General features: G+C 69.0%; 14 protein-coding genes. 8 read left to right on the top strand and 6 right to left on the bottom strand.

The window, feature by feature from the left end; all coding sequences use genetic code 11:
• From ACYBYQ_RS08985 to fliR, 8 genes are all read left to right on the top strand, one after another.
• Positions 1-1,329: a flagellar hook-length control protein FliK gene (locus ACYBYQ_RS08985; RefSeq protein ID WP_459618402.1), complete on the top strand. Its 1,329-nt coding sequence runs from the start codon at positions 1-3 to the stop codon at positions 1,327-1,329.
• Positions 1,330-1,482: 153 nt separating this feature from the next.
• Complete coding sequence (locus tag ACYBYQ_RS08980; protein ID WP_459618401.1) at positions 1,483-2,058, top strand: flagellar basal body-associated FliL family protein; 576 nt, start codon at positions 1,483-1,485, stop codon at positions 2,056-2,058.
• 2 nt (positions 2,059-2,060) lie between these two features.
• Positions 2,061-3,068 (top strand): flagellar motor switch protein FliM, encoded by a 1,008-nt coding sequence (fliM, locus tag ACYBYQ_RS08975; RefSeq protein ID WP_459618400.1) that lies wholly within the window; start codon positions 2,061-2,063, stop codon positions 3,066-3,068.
• Positions 3,061-3,615: a flagellar motor switch protein FliN gene (gene fliN / locus ACYBYQ_RS08970; protein WP_459618399.1), complete on the top strand. Its 555-nt coding sequence runs from the start codon at positions 3,061-3,063 to the stop codon at positions 3,613-3,615. The genes fliM and fliN overlap by 8 nt, the downstream gene beginning before the upstream one ends.
• 4 nt (positions 3,616-3,619) lie before the next feature.
• Positions 3,620-3,958: a flagellar biosynthetic protein FliO gene (gene fliO / locus ACYBYQ_RS08965; protein WP_459618398.1), complete on the top strand. Its 339-nt coding sequence runs from the start codon at positions 3,620-3,622 to the stop codon at positions 3,956-3,958.
• A gap of 20 nt (positions 3,959-3,978) precedes the next feature.
• A complete protein-coding gene (gene fliP / locus ACYBYQ_RS08960; RefSeq protein ID WP_459618397.1) occupies positions 3,979-4,770 on the top strand; it encodes a flagellar type III secretion system pore protein FliP in 792 nt (263 codons plus the stop codon).
• Positions 4,771-4,783: 13 nt separating this feature from the next.
• Positions 4,784-5,053 (top strand): flagellar biosynthesis protein FliQ, encoded by a 270-nt coding sequence (gene fliQ / locus ACYBYQ_RS08955; RefSeq protein ID WP_459618396.1) that lies wholly within the window; start codon positions 4,784-4,786, stop codon positions 5,051-5,053.
• 15 nt (positions 5,054-5,068) lie between these two features.
• Positions 5,069-5,857, top strand: a complete 789-nt coding sequence (fliR, locus tag ACYBYQ_RS08950) for a flagellar biosynthetic protein FliR (RefSeq protein WP_459618395.1) — start codon at positions 5,069-5,071, stop codon at positions 5,855-5,857.
• 55 nt (positions 5,858-5,912) lie between these two features.
• Here fliR and ACYBYQ_RS08945 read toward each other — a convergent pair whose 3' ends face one another.
• The 6 genes from ACYBYQ_RS08945 to flgK all read right to left on the bottom strand — a co-directional run bounded on the left by ACYBYQ_RS08945 (position 5,913) and on the right by flgK (position 14,729).
• A complete protein-coding gene (locus ACYBYQ_RS08945) occupies positions 5,913-7,508 on the bottom strand; it encodes a methyl-accepting chemotaxis protein (RefSeq protein WP_459618394.1) in 1,596 nt (531 codons plus the stop codon).
• A gap of 142 nt (positions 7,509-7,650) precedes the next feature.
• On the bottom strand, positions 7,651-9,384 hold the full coding sequence (locus ACYBYQ_RS08940; RefSeq protein WP_459618393.1) for a methyl-accepting chemotaxis protein: 1,734 nt from the start codon (positions 9,382-9,384) through the stop codon (positions 7,651-7,653).
• 40 nt (positions 9,385-9,424) lie between these two features.
• On the bottom strand, positions 9,425-9,859 hold the full coding sequence (locus ACYBYQ_RS08935; RefSeq protein WP_459618392.1) for a hypothetical protein: 435 nt from the start codon (positions 9,857-9,859) through the stop codon (positions 9,425-9,427).
• 25 nt (positions 9,860-9,884) lie between these two features.
• Positions 9,885-11,753 (bottom strand): methyl-accepting chemotaxis protein, encoded by a 1,869-nt coding sequence (locus ACYBYQ_RS08930; protein ID WP_459618391.1) that lies wholly within the window; start codon positions 11,751-11,753, stop codon positions 9,885-9,887.
• A 54-nt stretch (positions 11,754-11,807) separates the two neighbouring features.
• A complete protein-coding gene (flgL, locus tag ACYBYQ_RS08925) occupies positions 11,808-13,046 on the bottom strand; it encodes a flagellar hook-associated protein FlgL (RefSeq protein WP_459618390.1) in 1,239 nt (412 codons plus the stop codon).
• 36 nt (positions 13,047-13,082) lie between these two features.
• Positions 13,083-14,729, bottom strand: a complete 1,647-nt coding sequence (gene flgK / locus ACYBYQ_RS08920; protein ID WP_459618389.1) for a flagellar hook-associated protein FlgK — start codon at positions 14,727-14,729, stop codon at positions 13,083-13,085.
• Positions 14,730-14,745: the final 16 nt, after the last annotated feature.

The raw sequence follows: 14,745 nt of genomic DNA, 5'->3' as shown, positions 1-14,745 counted from the left end.
ATGACCACTCCCGCCACCCTCCTCGCCCCGCTGCCTGCCGCGCCGTCGGCTGCCCCGGCTTCCGCGCCGCGCGAACCGGCGCAGGCCGATGCGCGGCAAGGATCGAGTTTTTCCGAGGTGCTGGCCAGCCAGTCCCCGCCTGCCGAGTCCGCGCCGGCGCAGGCCGGTGGCAAGCCGTCGCGCCGCCCCGGCCCGCAGGACGAGGCCGCGCCGCAGGATGCCGCCGCCGCCGCACAGGCCGCCGGCGTGGACGCTGCCATCCATGCGGCTGCCGCCGGCACGGCGGCGCAGCCTCAGGCCGCGGCCGGCTTGCCGCAGCAGGCGCTGGAGATCGCCACGCAGGCTGCTGCGGTACAGGCGCAATCCCTGCGTACCGCGGATGGCGATACGGCAGCGGCGGCGGCCGTCGCAGCGTCACCGCTGCCTGCCGGCGCAGGCCAGGCCGCCGCCCCGACGCCAGCCGGCGCCGCGCTGGAAGGCGCCGTCGTCGCTGCGCAGGCCGCAGCATCGCGGGACCCGGCAAACGCCACTGCGGCGCAGCCGCTGCCGGCGGTGCCCGCGCCTGCCGCAGCCGTTGCACAGGCGCCTCGCACACCGGACACCGGATCCTCGGCGCGCATGCCCGAGCCCATGGCCGCGCGCGCCGCGCGCCCCGCCATGGCAGCGACCGACGCAACGCCGCCGTCGACGCCGGCGGCATCGGCGGAACCGGCCGCGGCGTCGCCCGCCCCGGCCCAGGCCGAGCCTGCCGCACGGCCCGAACTCAACCTGTGGGCTGCCGCGGCGCAGCGCGCATGGACGCCGGCCGCCGGCACGGCCACTCACGGCGCGTCCGCCACGGGCGGCCTCACCATCGCCGCTGCGGCACAGTCGGCCGACATTGCCAGCCCCGTGGGATCCACGCACTGGGGCAGCGAGCTGGGCCGGCAGGTCGTCTTGCTGAGCCACGACGCGCAGCGCGGCCAGCATACCGCCGAGCTGCGCCTGGATCCGCCCGACCTCGGCCCGCTGCGCGTGACGCTGAGCGTGACCGACGGCGTGGCCACGGCCTCGTTCGTCTCGGCGCACGCGGCCGTACGCCAGGCGCTGGAATCGGCGCTGCCGCAGCTGCACCAGGCGCTGGCCCAGGCCGGCCTGTCGCTGGGGCAGAGCAGCGTGCACGACCAGAGCGCCGGCGCGCAATCCGGGCAGCAATCCGCGCAGGGCAATGCCGGCCAGGGCGGCGGGCAATCCGGCAACGGGCAGCAAGGCGCCGCGCACACGATCGTGGCCGGCACCTCTGCGCCGGTGCCGCGCGACCTCAACGCCCTGGTCGACACCTACGCCTAGGACGCACGGCGGGCACCGCGCACGCAATAGCCTGAGCTACCCGCCTTTCGTCCTGTTTTTCGCGTACGTGGCCCAGGCCTCTTTTTGGCAGAATGCCCGCACCCCCTGGATATCGCTTGCGGATTCAGCCGTACAACCAGCAACTCAGACCAGATGGCGACAATCAAGAACTCCCCCCTCCCGGGCAAGCTTCCCTCGTCCCGCGGCATCGCGGTCCAGCGGACGTTCCGTCCCCTGCTCGGCCTGCTGCTGCTCACGATCGTCGCCGCCGCCAGCGTCGCAGGCACCTGGTTCTTCATGAACTGGAAGCAGAGCCGCGACACCAATCCCGTGCAGCTCGGCGTGGGCCAGCCATCGAGGCAGCCGGTCACGGCATCGTTCACCGAGGCGCCCGCCGCGCCGGCAGCCGTGCCCTCGCCCATCTTCATCGCACTGGAACCCTTCACCGTCACCGTCGAGGGCGCGCAATCCGAGCGCGTGCTGCACGCCGGCATCACGCTGCGCGTGGGCGAGGAGCAATCGCGCATTCGCATCGAGAAATACATGCCCGAAGTGCGCAGCCGCATCCTCATGCTGCTGTCTGCCCAGACGCCCGAGTCGCTGCGTACCGCCGAAGGCCGCAACGCCATCGCCGAAGCCGTCGCGCGGGAGGTCAACAAGCCGTTCTCGCCCCTGCCCGACGGCCAGTACGTCACTGACGTGCTCTTCACGGAATTCGTGGTGCAATAAGCATGGCCTATGAGGCGTTTCTTTCACAGGACGAGGTCGATGCGCTGCTCGCCGGGGTCAACGGCGAGAGCGACGAGGCGGGCAAGGCCAGCGAGGACACCGCCGGGCCGCGAACCTACGACCTGAGCTCCCCCGACCGCGTCGTGCGCCGGCGCATGCAGACGCTGGAGCTCATCAACGAGCGCTTCGCCCGCAACATGCGCAGCGTGCTGTTCAATTTCATGCGGCGCAGCGCCGACATCACCGTAGGCTCCATCCGCATCCAGAAGTACTCGGAATTCGAGCGCAACCTGCCGGTCCCGAGCAACCTCAACATGGTGCAGATGAAGCCGCTGCGCGGCACTGCCCTGTTCAGCTACGACCCGAACCTGGTCTTCCTGGTCATCGACAGCCTGTTCGGCGGAGATGGCCGCTACCACACCCGGGTCGAAGGCCGCGACTTCACCACCACCGAGCAGCGCATCATCCGGCGCCTGCTCAATCTCACGCTGGAGAGCTACGGCCGCTCCTGGGACCCGGTCTATCCGATCGAGTTCGAGTACGTGCGTTCCGAGATGCACACCAAGTTCGCCAGCGTCACCGGCAGCAACGAGATCGTGGTGGTCACGCCCTTCCACATCGAGTTCGGCGCCACGGGCGGCGAGCTCAACATCTGCCTGCCCTATTCCATGATCGAGCCGGTGCGCGACCTGCTCACCCGCCCGCTGCAGGATACCGCCCTCGAGGAGGTCGACCAGCGCTGGACCCAGCAGCTGTCGCGCCAGGTGCGCAGCGCAGACGTGGAGCTGGTGGCGGAATTCGCCCAGGTGCGCTCCACCGTGGGGCAGCTGCTGCGCATGCGGGTCGGCGACATTCTCCCGCTCGAGGTCCCCGACACCGTCGTCGCCCAAGTCAACGGCGTGCCGCTCATGGAGTGCGGCTACGGCGTATTCAACGGCCAGTACGCGCTGCGCGTGCAAAACATGATCCAACCCGATTCCGATTCCAACGAGGCCCCCGACCATGACTGACACGAACGAGCGGCCTGACCAGACCGGCGCCAGCGCACCCGCTTCGGCGGCCGACGACTGGGCCGATGCGCTCGCCGAACAATCCCGCACCGTGCCGCCGACCCAGGCCGACGGCCTGAAGGCGCAGGATCCCTGGGCCGACGCCATGGCCGAGCAGGCCGCGGCGCCCGCCGCAGCCGGTGGATCGACCGCGCCTGCCGCCGCCACGCCGCCGCCTGCGGCCAAGGCCGCCGGCCAATCCGTGTTCAAGCCGCTGAGCAACAAGGAAGGCGTTGCGGGCACCGACATCGACCTGATCATGGACGTGCCGGTCCAGCTCACCGTCGAACTGGGCCGCACGCGCCTGACCATCAAGAACCTGCTGCAGCTCGGCCAGGGCTCGGTGGTCGAACTCGACGGCCTGGCCGGCGAGCCGATGGACATCTTCGTCAACGGCTACCTCATCGCCCAGGGCGAGGTGGTCGTCGTCGAAGACAAATACGGCATCCGCCTCACCGACATCATCACGCCGTCGGAACGGATCAACCGCCTGAACAACCGCCGCTGAAACCATGACCGAAGCTGCCGTCCTGCGCGTCGTGGCCGGCCTGGTGCTGGTGGTCGCCGCCATCCTGATGGCGGCGTGGCTGGCCAGGCGGTCCGGCCTGATGCAGCGCCAGGACGGCAGCGTGCTGCGCATGGTGGGCAGCCTCGCGCTCGGGCCCCGGCAGCGCATCGCGGTGATACAGGTGCAGGATACCTGGCTGGTGGTCGGCCTCACGCCGGGCGGCATGACGGCCCTGCATACGCTGCCGGCCGGCACCGTGCCCGCCCCGGATGCCGGCACCCCGCTCCCCGCCTTCGCCGCCACGCTTGCCCAGCGCCTGGGCAAGGCCGTCCGGCGCCCGTGATCCCACTGAAACGCCGCGACATGCATCATTCCCAGCGCCGCGCACCGGCCTTCCTGTCCCGGCGCGGCTGGCCCTGCGCCCTGTTCGCCGCCCTGGCGCTGTTCTGCCTCTGGCCCGGCAGCACGCTGGCCCAGGCCACGCTGCCTGCCCTCACCGCAACGCCGGGTCCCGGCGGTTCGGAAACGTATTCGCTCAGCATGCAGACGCTGCTGCTGATGACCTCGCTGTCGTTCCTGCCGGCTGCGCTGCTGATGATGACGGGCTTCACCCGCATCATCATCGTGCTGGGCCTGCTGCGCAGCGCCCTCGGCACCGCGATGTCGCCGCCCAACCATGTGCTGATCGGACTGGCGCTGTTCCTCACTTTCTACACCATGTCGCCGGTGTTCGACCGCATCTATGCCGAGGCCTACCAGCCGCTGAGCGCCGGCGACATCAGCTTCGAGACGGCCATCGAGCGGGCGGCCGGGCCGCTGCACACCTTCATGCTGAACCAGACGCGCGAAACCGACCTGGCGCTGTTCGCCGACATGGCCAACCAGCCGGCCATGGAAGACCCCTCGCAGGTGCCCATGCGCATCCTGGTGCCGGCCTTCATCACCAGCGAGCTCAAGACGGCCTTCCAGATCGGCTTCACCATCTTCATTCCCTTCCTGATCATCGACATGGTCGTGGCCAGCACGCTGATGGCGCTGGGCATGATGATGGTCCCGCCGGTCACGGTGGCGCTGCCGTTCAAGCTGATGCTGTTCGTGCTGGCCGATGGCTGGAACCTGCTCATCGGCTCGCTGGCCCAGAGCTTCTACCAATAGCCGGGAACACGCCATGACCGCAGACACCGTCATGACCATGACCTACCAGGCCATGAAGATCACGCTGGCCATGGCCGGCCCGCTGCTGGTGGTAACGCTGATCGTGGGCCTGGTGATCAGCATCTTCCAGGCCGCCACCCAGATCAACGAGATGACGCTGTCGTTCATCCCCAAGCTGCTGGCCATGTGCGGCCTGCTGGTGCTGCTCGGTCCCTGGCTCATCGGCCTGATGACCGACTACATCCGCCAGCTGATCGGCCAGATCCCCATGCTGGTGTCCTGAGCCCCGGCTCGCGTCATGGTCTCCTTCACCCTGGAGCAGCTCAACGGCTGGATCGGCCAGTTTCTCTGGCCCTTCGTGCGCATCCTGGCGCTGATAGGCAGTTCGCCGCTCTTCTCCGAATCCAATGTGCCCGCGCTGGTGAAGGTGGGGCTGGCCTTCATGCTCACCGTGGCGGTATCCCCTGCGCTGGGGCCCATGCCGGCAGTGGCGCCCGGATCGTACGAGGGCCTGTGGCTGGTGCTGCAGCAGATACTGATAGGCGTGGCGTTGGGCCTGGCCATGCGGGTGGTGTTCGCCGCCGTGCAGACCGCGGGCGAATTCGTGGGGCTGCAGATGGGCCTTTCGTTCGCCTCGTTCTTCGATCCCGCCACGGGGGCCAACACCGCGGTGCTGTCGCGCTTCTTCAACGTCGTGGCCATGCTGGTGTTCATGGCGCTGGACGGCCATCTGCTCATGCTGGCCGCGCTGATGCGCAGCTTCGAGACGCTGCCCGTGGCGCTGGGCGCCCTGGACCGCAACGGCTGGGGCATCCTGGCCGAATGGGGCCAGGCCATCTTCGTGTCCGGCCTGATGCTGGCGCTGCCGCTGATCTGCGCGCTGCTCACCATGAGCCTGGCCATGGGCATCCTGAACCGCGCCGCGCCGCAGCTCACCGTGTTCGCCGTGGGCTTTCCCCTGAGCCTGATCGTGGGCCTGGTGCTGCTTGCCGTGGTCCTGCCCCATGCCGGCCCGTTCTTCGAGGACCTGTTCCAGCAAGGCCTGCAGACTATGAGCGAAGTGGCCGACGGACTGGCCGGCCGCTGAGCGCTGAAGCGCGGGCAGTGCGCGCGGCCCCGGCCGGCGGCCCGCGCTGAAAGGCCTAGGCCGAACCCCCCAGGCGGAATACGCGGATGGTCTCCCGCAGGCTCGAGGACTGGCCGTCCAGCTGCGTCACCGCGGCGCCCAGCTGCTGCACGAGCTGGGCATTCTCCTGTGTTCCGCCGTCCAGCTGCGACACGGTCTGCTCGATCTGCTCGATGCCCGCCGCCTGCTGCTGGGAAGCCACGGATATCTCGCTGATGATGTCGGCCACGCGCTGCACCGCATTGACGATGTCCTGCATGGTGGCGCCCGCGCGCTCGGCCTGGTCCGAACCCTCCATGACGCGGCTCACCGACTCCTCGATCAGGTCCTTGATCTCGCGCGCGGCCTGCGCGCTCTTCTGGGCCAGGCTGCGCACCTCGGAGGCCACCACGGCGAAGCCCTTGCCTGACTCGCCGGCGCGCGCCGCCTCCACCGCCGCATTCAGGGCCAGGATGTTGGTCTGGAAGGCAATGCCCTCGATGATGGTGACGATCTCGGCGATCTTCTGCGAGCTGGCCGACATGCCGTGCATGGTATTCACCACCTCGCCCACGGCGGCGCCGCCCCGCCGCGCCACGTCCATGCTGTCGCTGGCCAGCAGGCTGGCCTGCCTGGAATGGTCGGCGTTCTGGCGCACCGTGGAAGTCAGCTCCTCCATGCTGGCGGCCGTGCTCTGCAGCGCGGAGCTCTGGTCCAGCGTGCGCAGGGACAGCGCCTCGTTGTCGCGCGAGATGCCCGCGACGGCCCGGCCGGTGCCTTCGATGCCGCGATGCACCTCCCGGGCGATGCCGATCAGGCTCTTGCGCATCACGTCGAGCGAGAACGCCAGTTCGCCCGCTTCGTCGCCGGAGTCCGCATGCAGCTGGGTGGTCAGGTTGCCTGCGGCGACCTGGCGCGCCATGTCGGCGGCCGACTCCATCGTGCGCACCACGGAACGGTTCAGCCTGCGCTGGGCCACACCGACCAGCAGCATCGCCGCCGCGACGCCGCCCACGCCGCCGCCGGCCTGCAGCGTGGACCACTGCGGCCACCATGCGGCCAGGGCGGCCGCGCCGGCGGCGCCCGTCAATGCTACCGAGAGAGTGGTGCAGCGCCACATGCGCGCCCGCATGCCGCCGCGCAGGGGATACGCCGCGAGTTCCAGCAGCCGACGCCAGCCGGCGCGCGCCGGCTTGCCGCGGCGGATGGTCCAGCCGGCCGCGCGGCCTTCCCGCAGCCGCGCATAGAAGGCTTCGGCGGCCTCGACCTGCTCGTCGCTGGGCTTGACCCGCACCGAGGAGTAGGCCGCCACTTCGCCGTTCTCGAAGATCGGCGTGGCATTGGCCAGCACCCAGTAATAGCCGCCGTCCTTGCGGCGGTTCTTCACCAGCCCGAGCCAGGACTCGCCCGCGCGCAAGGTGCGCCACAGGTCTTCGAAAGCCTCCGACGGCATGTCGGGATGGCGCACGAGGTTGTGGGGCTGGCCAAGCAGCTCCTCGCGCGTGTAGCCGCTCACGGCCACGAAGGCCGGATTGGCGTAGACGATGCGTCCCTTGGTATCGGTACGGGAGATCAGGTATTGATCGTCCCGCAGGCGTGTCTCCACGTCGGTGACCGGAAGATTGACCCGCACGGCTTGCTCCTCTGTTCTGCTGTTTCCAGGTAATGCCCGAAGCACCCGCCCGGCATCGATGGCCAGGGGGAAAAAACATGGCCGGCAGGGTACCGGGTACCCTGCCGGCCATCCATGTTGCTGCCCGTCGTGACGCCGGTCCTTATGCCTGCTGGCCGACCAGCGGCGTGGCGCTGCGATGCGACAGGGCCTGCGCCGGCACCTCGATGACTTCGCCGGCGTTGATCTTGAACACCGACACCGCCTCGGCCAGCCGCTGCGCCTGCTCCTGCAGCGAACCCGCCGCCGCCGCAGCCTCTTCCACCAGCGCCGCGTTCTGCTGCGTCACCTCGTCCATCTGCGACACCGCACGATTGACCTGGTCGATCCCGCTGGACTGCTCCTCCGACGCCGCCGAGATCTCGCCCATGATGTCCGTCACGCGCTTGACCGACGCCACGATCTCCTGCATCGTCGCCCCGGCGCGCTCCACCTGCTGCGAGCCCGTGCCCACCTTCGACACCGAGTCCTCGATCAGCTGCTTGATCTCCTTGGCCGCCTGCGCGCTGCGCTGCGCCAGCGAACGCACCTCGCCCGCCACCACCGCAAATCCCTTGCCCTGCTCGCCCGCGCGCGCCGCTTCCACCGCCGCGTTCAGCGCCAGGATGTTCGTCTGGAACGCGATCCCGTCGATCACCGACACGATCTCCGAGATCTTGCGCGAACTCGCCGAGATCCCCTCCATCGTGCTCACCACCTCCGACACCGCCGCGCCGCCGCGCTCGGCCACGTCCGACGCGCTCGCCGCCAGCTGGTTCGCCTGCCGCGCGTTGTCCGCATTCTGCTTCACCGTCGAGGCCAGCTCCTCCATCGACGCCGCCGTCTCCTCCAGCGACGCCGCCTGCTGCTCCGTGCGGCTGCTCAGGTCCGTGTTGCCCGCCGAAATCTCCCGCGCACCCACGTTGATCTCTTCCACCCCACGGCGAACCGTGCTCACCGTGCGCGTCAGGCTCTCCTGCATCCGCTTCAGCGACGCAAACAACTGACCGATCTCGTTGCTGTTGCGCACCTCCACCCGCGCCGTCAGGTCGCCGCCCGCTATCCGGTCAAAGTGCTGACCCGCCTCGACGAGCGGGCGCACCACCAGGCGGCCGAACAGGATCCGCGCCACTACCATGAGGATCAGCGACAGCACGATGGCCGCCGCCACCGCCACCAGGGCGCGATCGAAGTTGGTGCGCGCCACCTCCAGCGTGGCGGCCTCCCTCTCGGCGATGTATTTGCTGAAATCGGCCAGCGCCGCGATGAATGCGGCGCTGCGGGGCGTGCCGTATTCGTTGTTGACCATGTAGAAGGTGGAGTAGTCTTCGCTGCGCAGCGCTTCCACCATGGTGTCCACGCCGTCGTCGATGTACGAGCGGTAGCGCCGCACCAGGTTCATGGAGAGCTGCCGGCCAGCGTCGTCCTCCAGCATGTTGCCCTGGAAGTCGGAGAAGCTCTTGCGCACGCCCTCGAGCAGGGTGGTGGCTTCGGCCAGCGTGTCCTTGGCGGCCTGCGCCGAATTCTCGCCGCTGCCCCAGCCGGACTCCTGCAGATGGCGGGCCGCCACCATGAGGGCCACGCGGGCCCGCAGCATGTCGCTGTTGATGATCTCCACCTGCTTGGCGCGCGCAGTCAACTCCGAGATCTGCTGCACCGACTTGTAGTTCTGGTCCAGGAAGTAGGCGGCCATCGCACCGATCCCGGCTATCAGCAGGGCAAACACGCCCATCAGCAGCAATATCAGCGTGCCCACCCGCGCGTCGCGCAGCTTGCGCTTCTGCCTGGGCCTGGATTCGCGCTTGCGCCGCTTTGCCTGGGCCTTGGTCGTTTCACCCGATTCGAAATTGGTATCCATAACTCCCCCATGCATTCAAGGATTGGTCTACGAGCAGCGTCTAGCGCGCTGGCGCGGGCGGGACGGCGATGGGCAGCGCCTGTACCGGTTCTGTGGCGTACGCCGCACCGGCCGACGGCGTCGGCGCGGGCCCGAGCAACTTGCGGCGGGCCCAGGGCTCCAGCAGGATGTTGGAGCTGTCCACCAGCCGCACCAGCCGTCCGTCGGGTCCGAATTGCAGCAAGGCCTGCTTGCGGCTGTACAGCCCGTCGGGAACGAACGTGATATTGAAATGCCAGAGCGCCAGCGTGGTGCCGTCGCTCTGGGGATAGACCCGGTCGGGCGGCGCGGCCAGGGTCTGGGCCGCTTCGGCCATGGTGGTCTGCCCGGGCGTGAGCCGCGACAGGCCGTCAGGATCGAAGTTGTGCCCGGTCGCGGCGCAGCCGCCCAGCAGGAGCAGCGCCGCCGTTGCCAGGCCTGCAAGACGCCGCTTCACGTTCCGCTCCCTGTGGCCGTTGCCATCAGAAAGACTCCCAGTCGTCCGCCGCCGCCGGCTTGCGGCGGGTGGCCGCAGCCGCAGCCGACGCCGGGGCCGGCGCGGGCGCGGCCGGGCCGGCCCCGGCTGCGGCGCTGCGGCGAGCCGGGCGCTGGGCGGTGGCCCCCTCGGCGCGTGCCGCCGGACGGCCGGACGGCAGGCGCGCGGGCGCAGCAGGCGACGAGGCCTGCTGCGGCGCGGGTTGGGCGGGCTCCGCCGCAGCCTGCGCCGGCGCCGCCTGCTGGCCGACCAGCGGCGTGGCGCTGCGATGCGACAGGGCCTGCGCCGGCACCTCGATGACTTCGCCGGCGTTGATCTTGAACACCGACACCGCCTCGGCCAGGCGCTGCGCCTGCTCCTGCAGCGAACCCGCCGCCGCAGCCGCCTCTTCCACCAGCGCCGCGTTCTGCTGCGTCACCTCGTCCATCTGCGACACCGCACGATTGACCTGGTCGATCCCGCTGGACTGCTCCTCCGACGCCGCCGAGATCTCGCCCATGATGTCCGTCACGCGCTTGACCGACGCCACGATCTCCTGCATCGTCGCCCCGGCGCGCTCCACCTGCTGCGAACCCGTGCCCACCTTCGACACCGAGTCCTCGATCAGCTGCTTGATCTCCTTGGCCGCCTGCGCGCTGCGCTGCGCCAGCGAACGCACCTCGCCCGCCACCACCGCAAATCCCTTGCCCTGCTCGCCCGCGCGCGCCGCTTCCACCGCCGCGTTCAGCGCCAGAATGTTCGTCTGGAACGCAATCCCGTCGATCACCGACACGATCTCCGAGATCTTGCGCGAACTCGCCGAGATCCCCTCCATCGTGCTCACCACCTCCGACACCGCCGCGCCGCCGCGCTCGGCCACGTCCGACGCGCTCGCCGCCAGCTGGTTCGCCTGCCGCGCGTTGTCCGCATTCTGCTTCACCGTCGAGGCCAGCTCCTCCATCGACGCCGCCGTCTCCTCCAGCGACGCCGCCTGCTGCTCCGTGCGGCTGCTCAGGTCCGTGTTGCCCGCCGAAATCTCCCGCGCACCCACGTTGATCTCTTCAACCCCACGGCGAACCGCGCTCACCGTGCGCGTCAGGCTCTCCTGCATCCGCTTCAGCGACGCAAACAACTGACCGATCTCGTTGCTGTTGCGCACCTCCACGCGTGCCGTCAGGTCGCCGCCCGCTATCCGGTCAAAGTGCTGCCCCGCCTCGCGCAGCGGACGCAGCACGCTGCGCCCGATGAACAGCGCGCAGCCCACGCACAGCAGCACGGCCAGGCACAGCAGCGCCACCGACACGCCGCGCGAAATCCCGTAGTCGCCGCGCGCCTGCACCACCAGCGCGTCGGTGGCCGTGTCGATATAGCCCAGGTAGGCGTCCATGGCCTGGTCGAATGCGCCGTTCAGGCGCTGCATCTCTGCATTGAGCTCGACGAACTGGCGGATGTCCTGGTTGCGCAGGGCGCCGGCCTGGCGGTCGGCGGTGCGTGCGTAGTTGCCGAAGGCGCTTTCCACCTGGCGGCTGAGCTCCGCGCCCTGCCCGGACTGCGCCGCCTGCCTGTACAGGTCGAACTGACGTTTGGCATGCCCGAGGCGCTCGACGGCCTGGTCCAACGCCGCCGTCGATTCGCGCATCCGGCCGTCCTGCAGCTCCAGCATGGACTGCGTGAGATTCAGCCGCGCGCGCAGCATGCTCACGTACGAGGCATAGGCCGGCGTGACCAGGTTGCTGTAGGCGCCGTTGACGTCCTCCAGCTTCTGGTTGCTCGACGAGGTGGCGAACCAGCCCGCGCCCGTGGCGGCGAGCATGGCAAAGAAGAAAAGCCCGAGTACGAGGCCGATGCAGGTCCGTACCTTCAGATTGGAGAACATGTTTTCTGTGTGGTCTGCTAGAAATGAATCCCGTCCGGGGATGCGGACGGCGGGTCAGCCCCGGCTGAAGAGGCTGGTTCCCGTGATGCGCGTGAACGACAGCGAGGCCGCCTCCAGCGCCACCTGGCGCAGGATCAGCTGCGAGGTCACCTCGTAGACGTTCACGTCCTCGAGGTCGGACAGCTGCTTGGTATACGACAGGCCCTTCTGCGTGCCCGTGGCGTCCAGCGCCTCGAGTTCGTTCATGCGCGCGCCCACGGAAGCCCGCACCGTAAGCACGTTGTCCAGGCCCAGCGTCAGCTTCTTGTTGGCCGAAGCCAGTTCATTGACGAGCGCAGCCTGCGCCACGGGGTCGTCGGTCGACGGCTGCTTCAGCGTATCGATCAGGCTGTCGAGGGTGGCGAACATGTCCATGTTGTCGTCATTCGGCGTTGCCACCGCGAACGAATCGCCCGCCGCCGGCTCGCCGGAGATCACCACGCTCACGCCGTACATCTCGATGGTGGCGCCGCTTTCGTACGCTGCCGTGAGGGGCGGCATGGCGGGATCGGCCGGAACCACCGTCACGGTGTACTGCAGCTCGCCGCTGACGGGGTCTGCGGCAAAGTCGATCTGGAAATCGCGGCCCACGGCGTTGCCGGCCTCGGGCACGTCGTAGGAGACCTGGCTGTACACCGCCGTGCCGGTGTTGCCCGGCGCGGCCTCGGCAATGTAGGTGAGCGTGCCTGCCGCGGCCTTGCCGAAGATGTCGGTGCCGACGTCGGCGCTGGCCATCTGGCGCGTCTGGTCGACCTGGATCATGCGCTGGCCGGCGTCTCCGGCATAGCTCACGGTGCCCGTGGCCGGATCCTCGACATAGGGCGCGGTGAAGCCGGCGTAGCCGGAGAACAGGTACTGGCCATTGCCGTCGGTGGAATTGGCCAGACCCAGCAACTGGTCGCGCGCGCCCTGCAGGGACGTGGCCAGCGACTGGCGGTCGGCGTCGCTCATCGTGCCGTTGCCCGCCTGCACCACCCGCTGCAGCAGGTCCTGCAGGGTGGTCGTGACCGAAGCCAGCGTGTTTTCCTCCGCGCCCAGCGACTGCAGGGCCGTCTTGCGGTTCGACCCATAGGTGTCGTTCATGCTCTGCGTCTGCGACACGTTCACCGCCAGCGAGGCCGCCAGCGGATCGTCGGCCGGCGTGAGTATGCGTTTGCCGCTGGCCAGCTGCTCCTGCAGGCGCGACAGCGTCGACTCCTGGTTCAGGATGCCGTTCAGGCCGTTCTGGTAGATCAGCGAGGTGCTAAGGCGCATGGTGGAACTCCGGGTCTAGGCTTCTGGAAGTGGCGCTCAGGTACGCAGGCCGAGCAGCGTGTCGAAGACTGTGCTGGCGACGTCGAGGATCTTGGCGCTGGCCTGGTACTGCTCCTGGTAGAGCGTCAGGCTCACGTACTCTTCGTTGAGGTTCACGCCCGACACCGACTGCTGCGCCGTGAGGTGCTGGGTGATCAGCGTGTTCTGCGCCGTGACCGCCGTCTCGAGCTGCTGCGTCTGCACGCCTACCGTGTTGACCAGCTGCGAGAAGGCCTCGTTCAGGCTCATGGAGCCGTTGCCCAGCACCTTGGCCGTCTGCAGCGCGGCCAGGGCCAGGCCGTTGTTGCCGTTGCTGGTGCCGCCGTCCTGGTCGGCCAGCGCCAGCTTGGTGGGGTCGCTGATCAGCATTTCCAGGTCGCGGGCCGCATCGCGGGTGGCTTGCAGCGTCCAGCTGTCGCCGGCAGCGGCCACGCCGCCCGGCGAGAGCGTCAGGCCATCGAAGCTGATGGTGCCGTCGGCCGCGGGGGCCAGCGTATAGACGGTGTTGTCGGACAGGCGCGTCACCTGGTAGCTGGCGCCGTCGAACTCGATTTCATAGGCGCTGGCCTGGATGGCGTTGGCATCGACGTACTCGGCCTGCAGCGAGCCGTTGCCCGCGTTGCCGGTGTTCGGGATGGCCGCGGGCGCCGCCAGGCCGAACAGCGCGCCGCCCGGATCGCCGTTGAGATCCAGGCCCTGCTCGTGCTGGGCGTTCAGCGTCATGGCCAGGCCGATGGCGAACTGCCCGAGCTGGTCCTGTATGGCGTCCAGCGAATCGGTGCGGAACGCCAGCAGGCCGCCGAGCTTGCCGCCGGTGATCTCGCTGTCGGACAGCTCCACCGAGATGACGTTGCCCGAGCCCGCCGGCAGGGTGTAGGCCACCACCGTGCGGCCCACGTCGCTGGCCGAGCTCACGGCTTCGAGCGGATACACCGTGGTTCCGGACAGCAGCGTCTGCCCGCCCTGCAGCGTGATGTTCACGCTGTCGCCCTGCTCGTAGTAGCGGATGCCCACCAGCTGGTTGAGCTCGGAAACTGCCTGGTCGCGCTGGTCGAGGAGGTCGTTGGGCTCCTGGCCGGTCTTGCCCTTGGCCACCACGATCTGCTGGTTCAGCTCGTTGATGCGCTCGAGGTAGCTGTTGACCTGCTGCACCGTGGTGGAAACCTGCGTATTGAGCGCCTCGCGCTGGTTCTGGAGCTCCTGGTAGGCCGAGTTGATCTGGGTGACCAGGCTCTCGGAAGTGCCGATCAGGTCCTGGCGCACGGCGGGATCGGACGGCGAGCTGGCTGCCGAGTTGAGGCTGCTGAAGAAGCCGGCCAGCGCCGGCGTGATGCCCACGGTGCGGTCGCCGAACAGGTTGTTGACCTGCGACAGCTGGTTGTACTGCTCGCCGAGCTGCGCGCCCGAGCCCTGCGAACCCACCAGCTGCCGATACAGGAAGCTGTCGTACTGGCGCGCCACGGTGTCGACCTGCACGCCCCGGCCGAAGAAGCCACTGCCCGTTGCCGTGGCCCCCGCCGTCGAGGTGATGACCCGCTGCCGGCTGTAGCCGGCGGTGGTGGCATTGGTGATGTTGTGGCTGGTGGTTTCCAGGCCCGCCTGGGCGGCGTTCAAGCCCGTCTTCGCCAAGTTGTACAGATTCATGCTGTGCCCCGTGATA

Source organism: Bordetella sp. 2513F2 (assembly GCF_054642735.1).
This window is presented reverse-complemented; position numbering and strand designations above follow the sequence as displayed.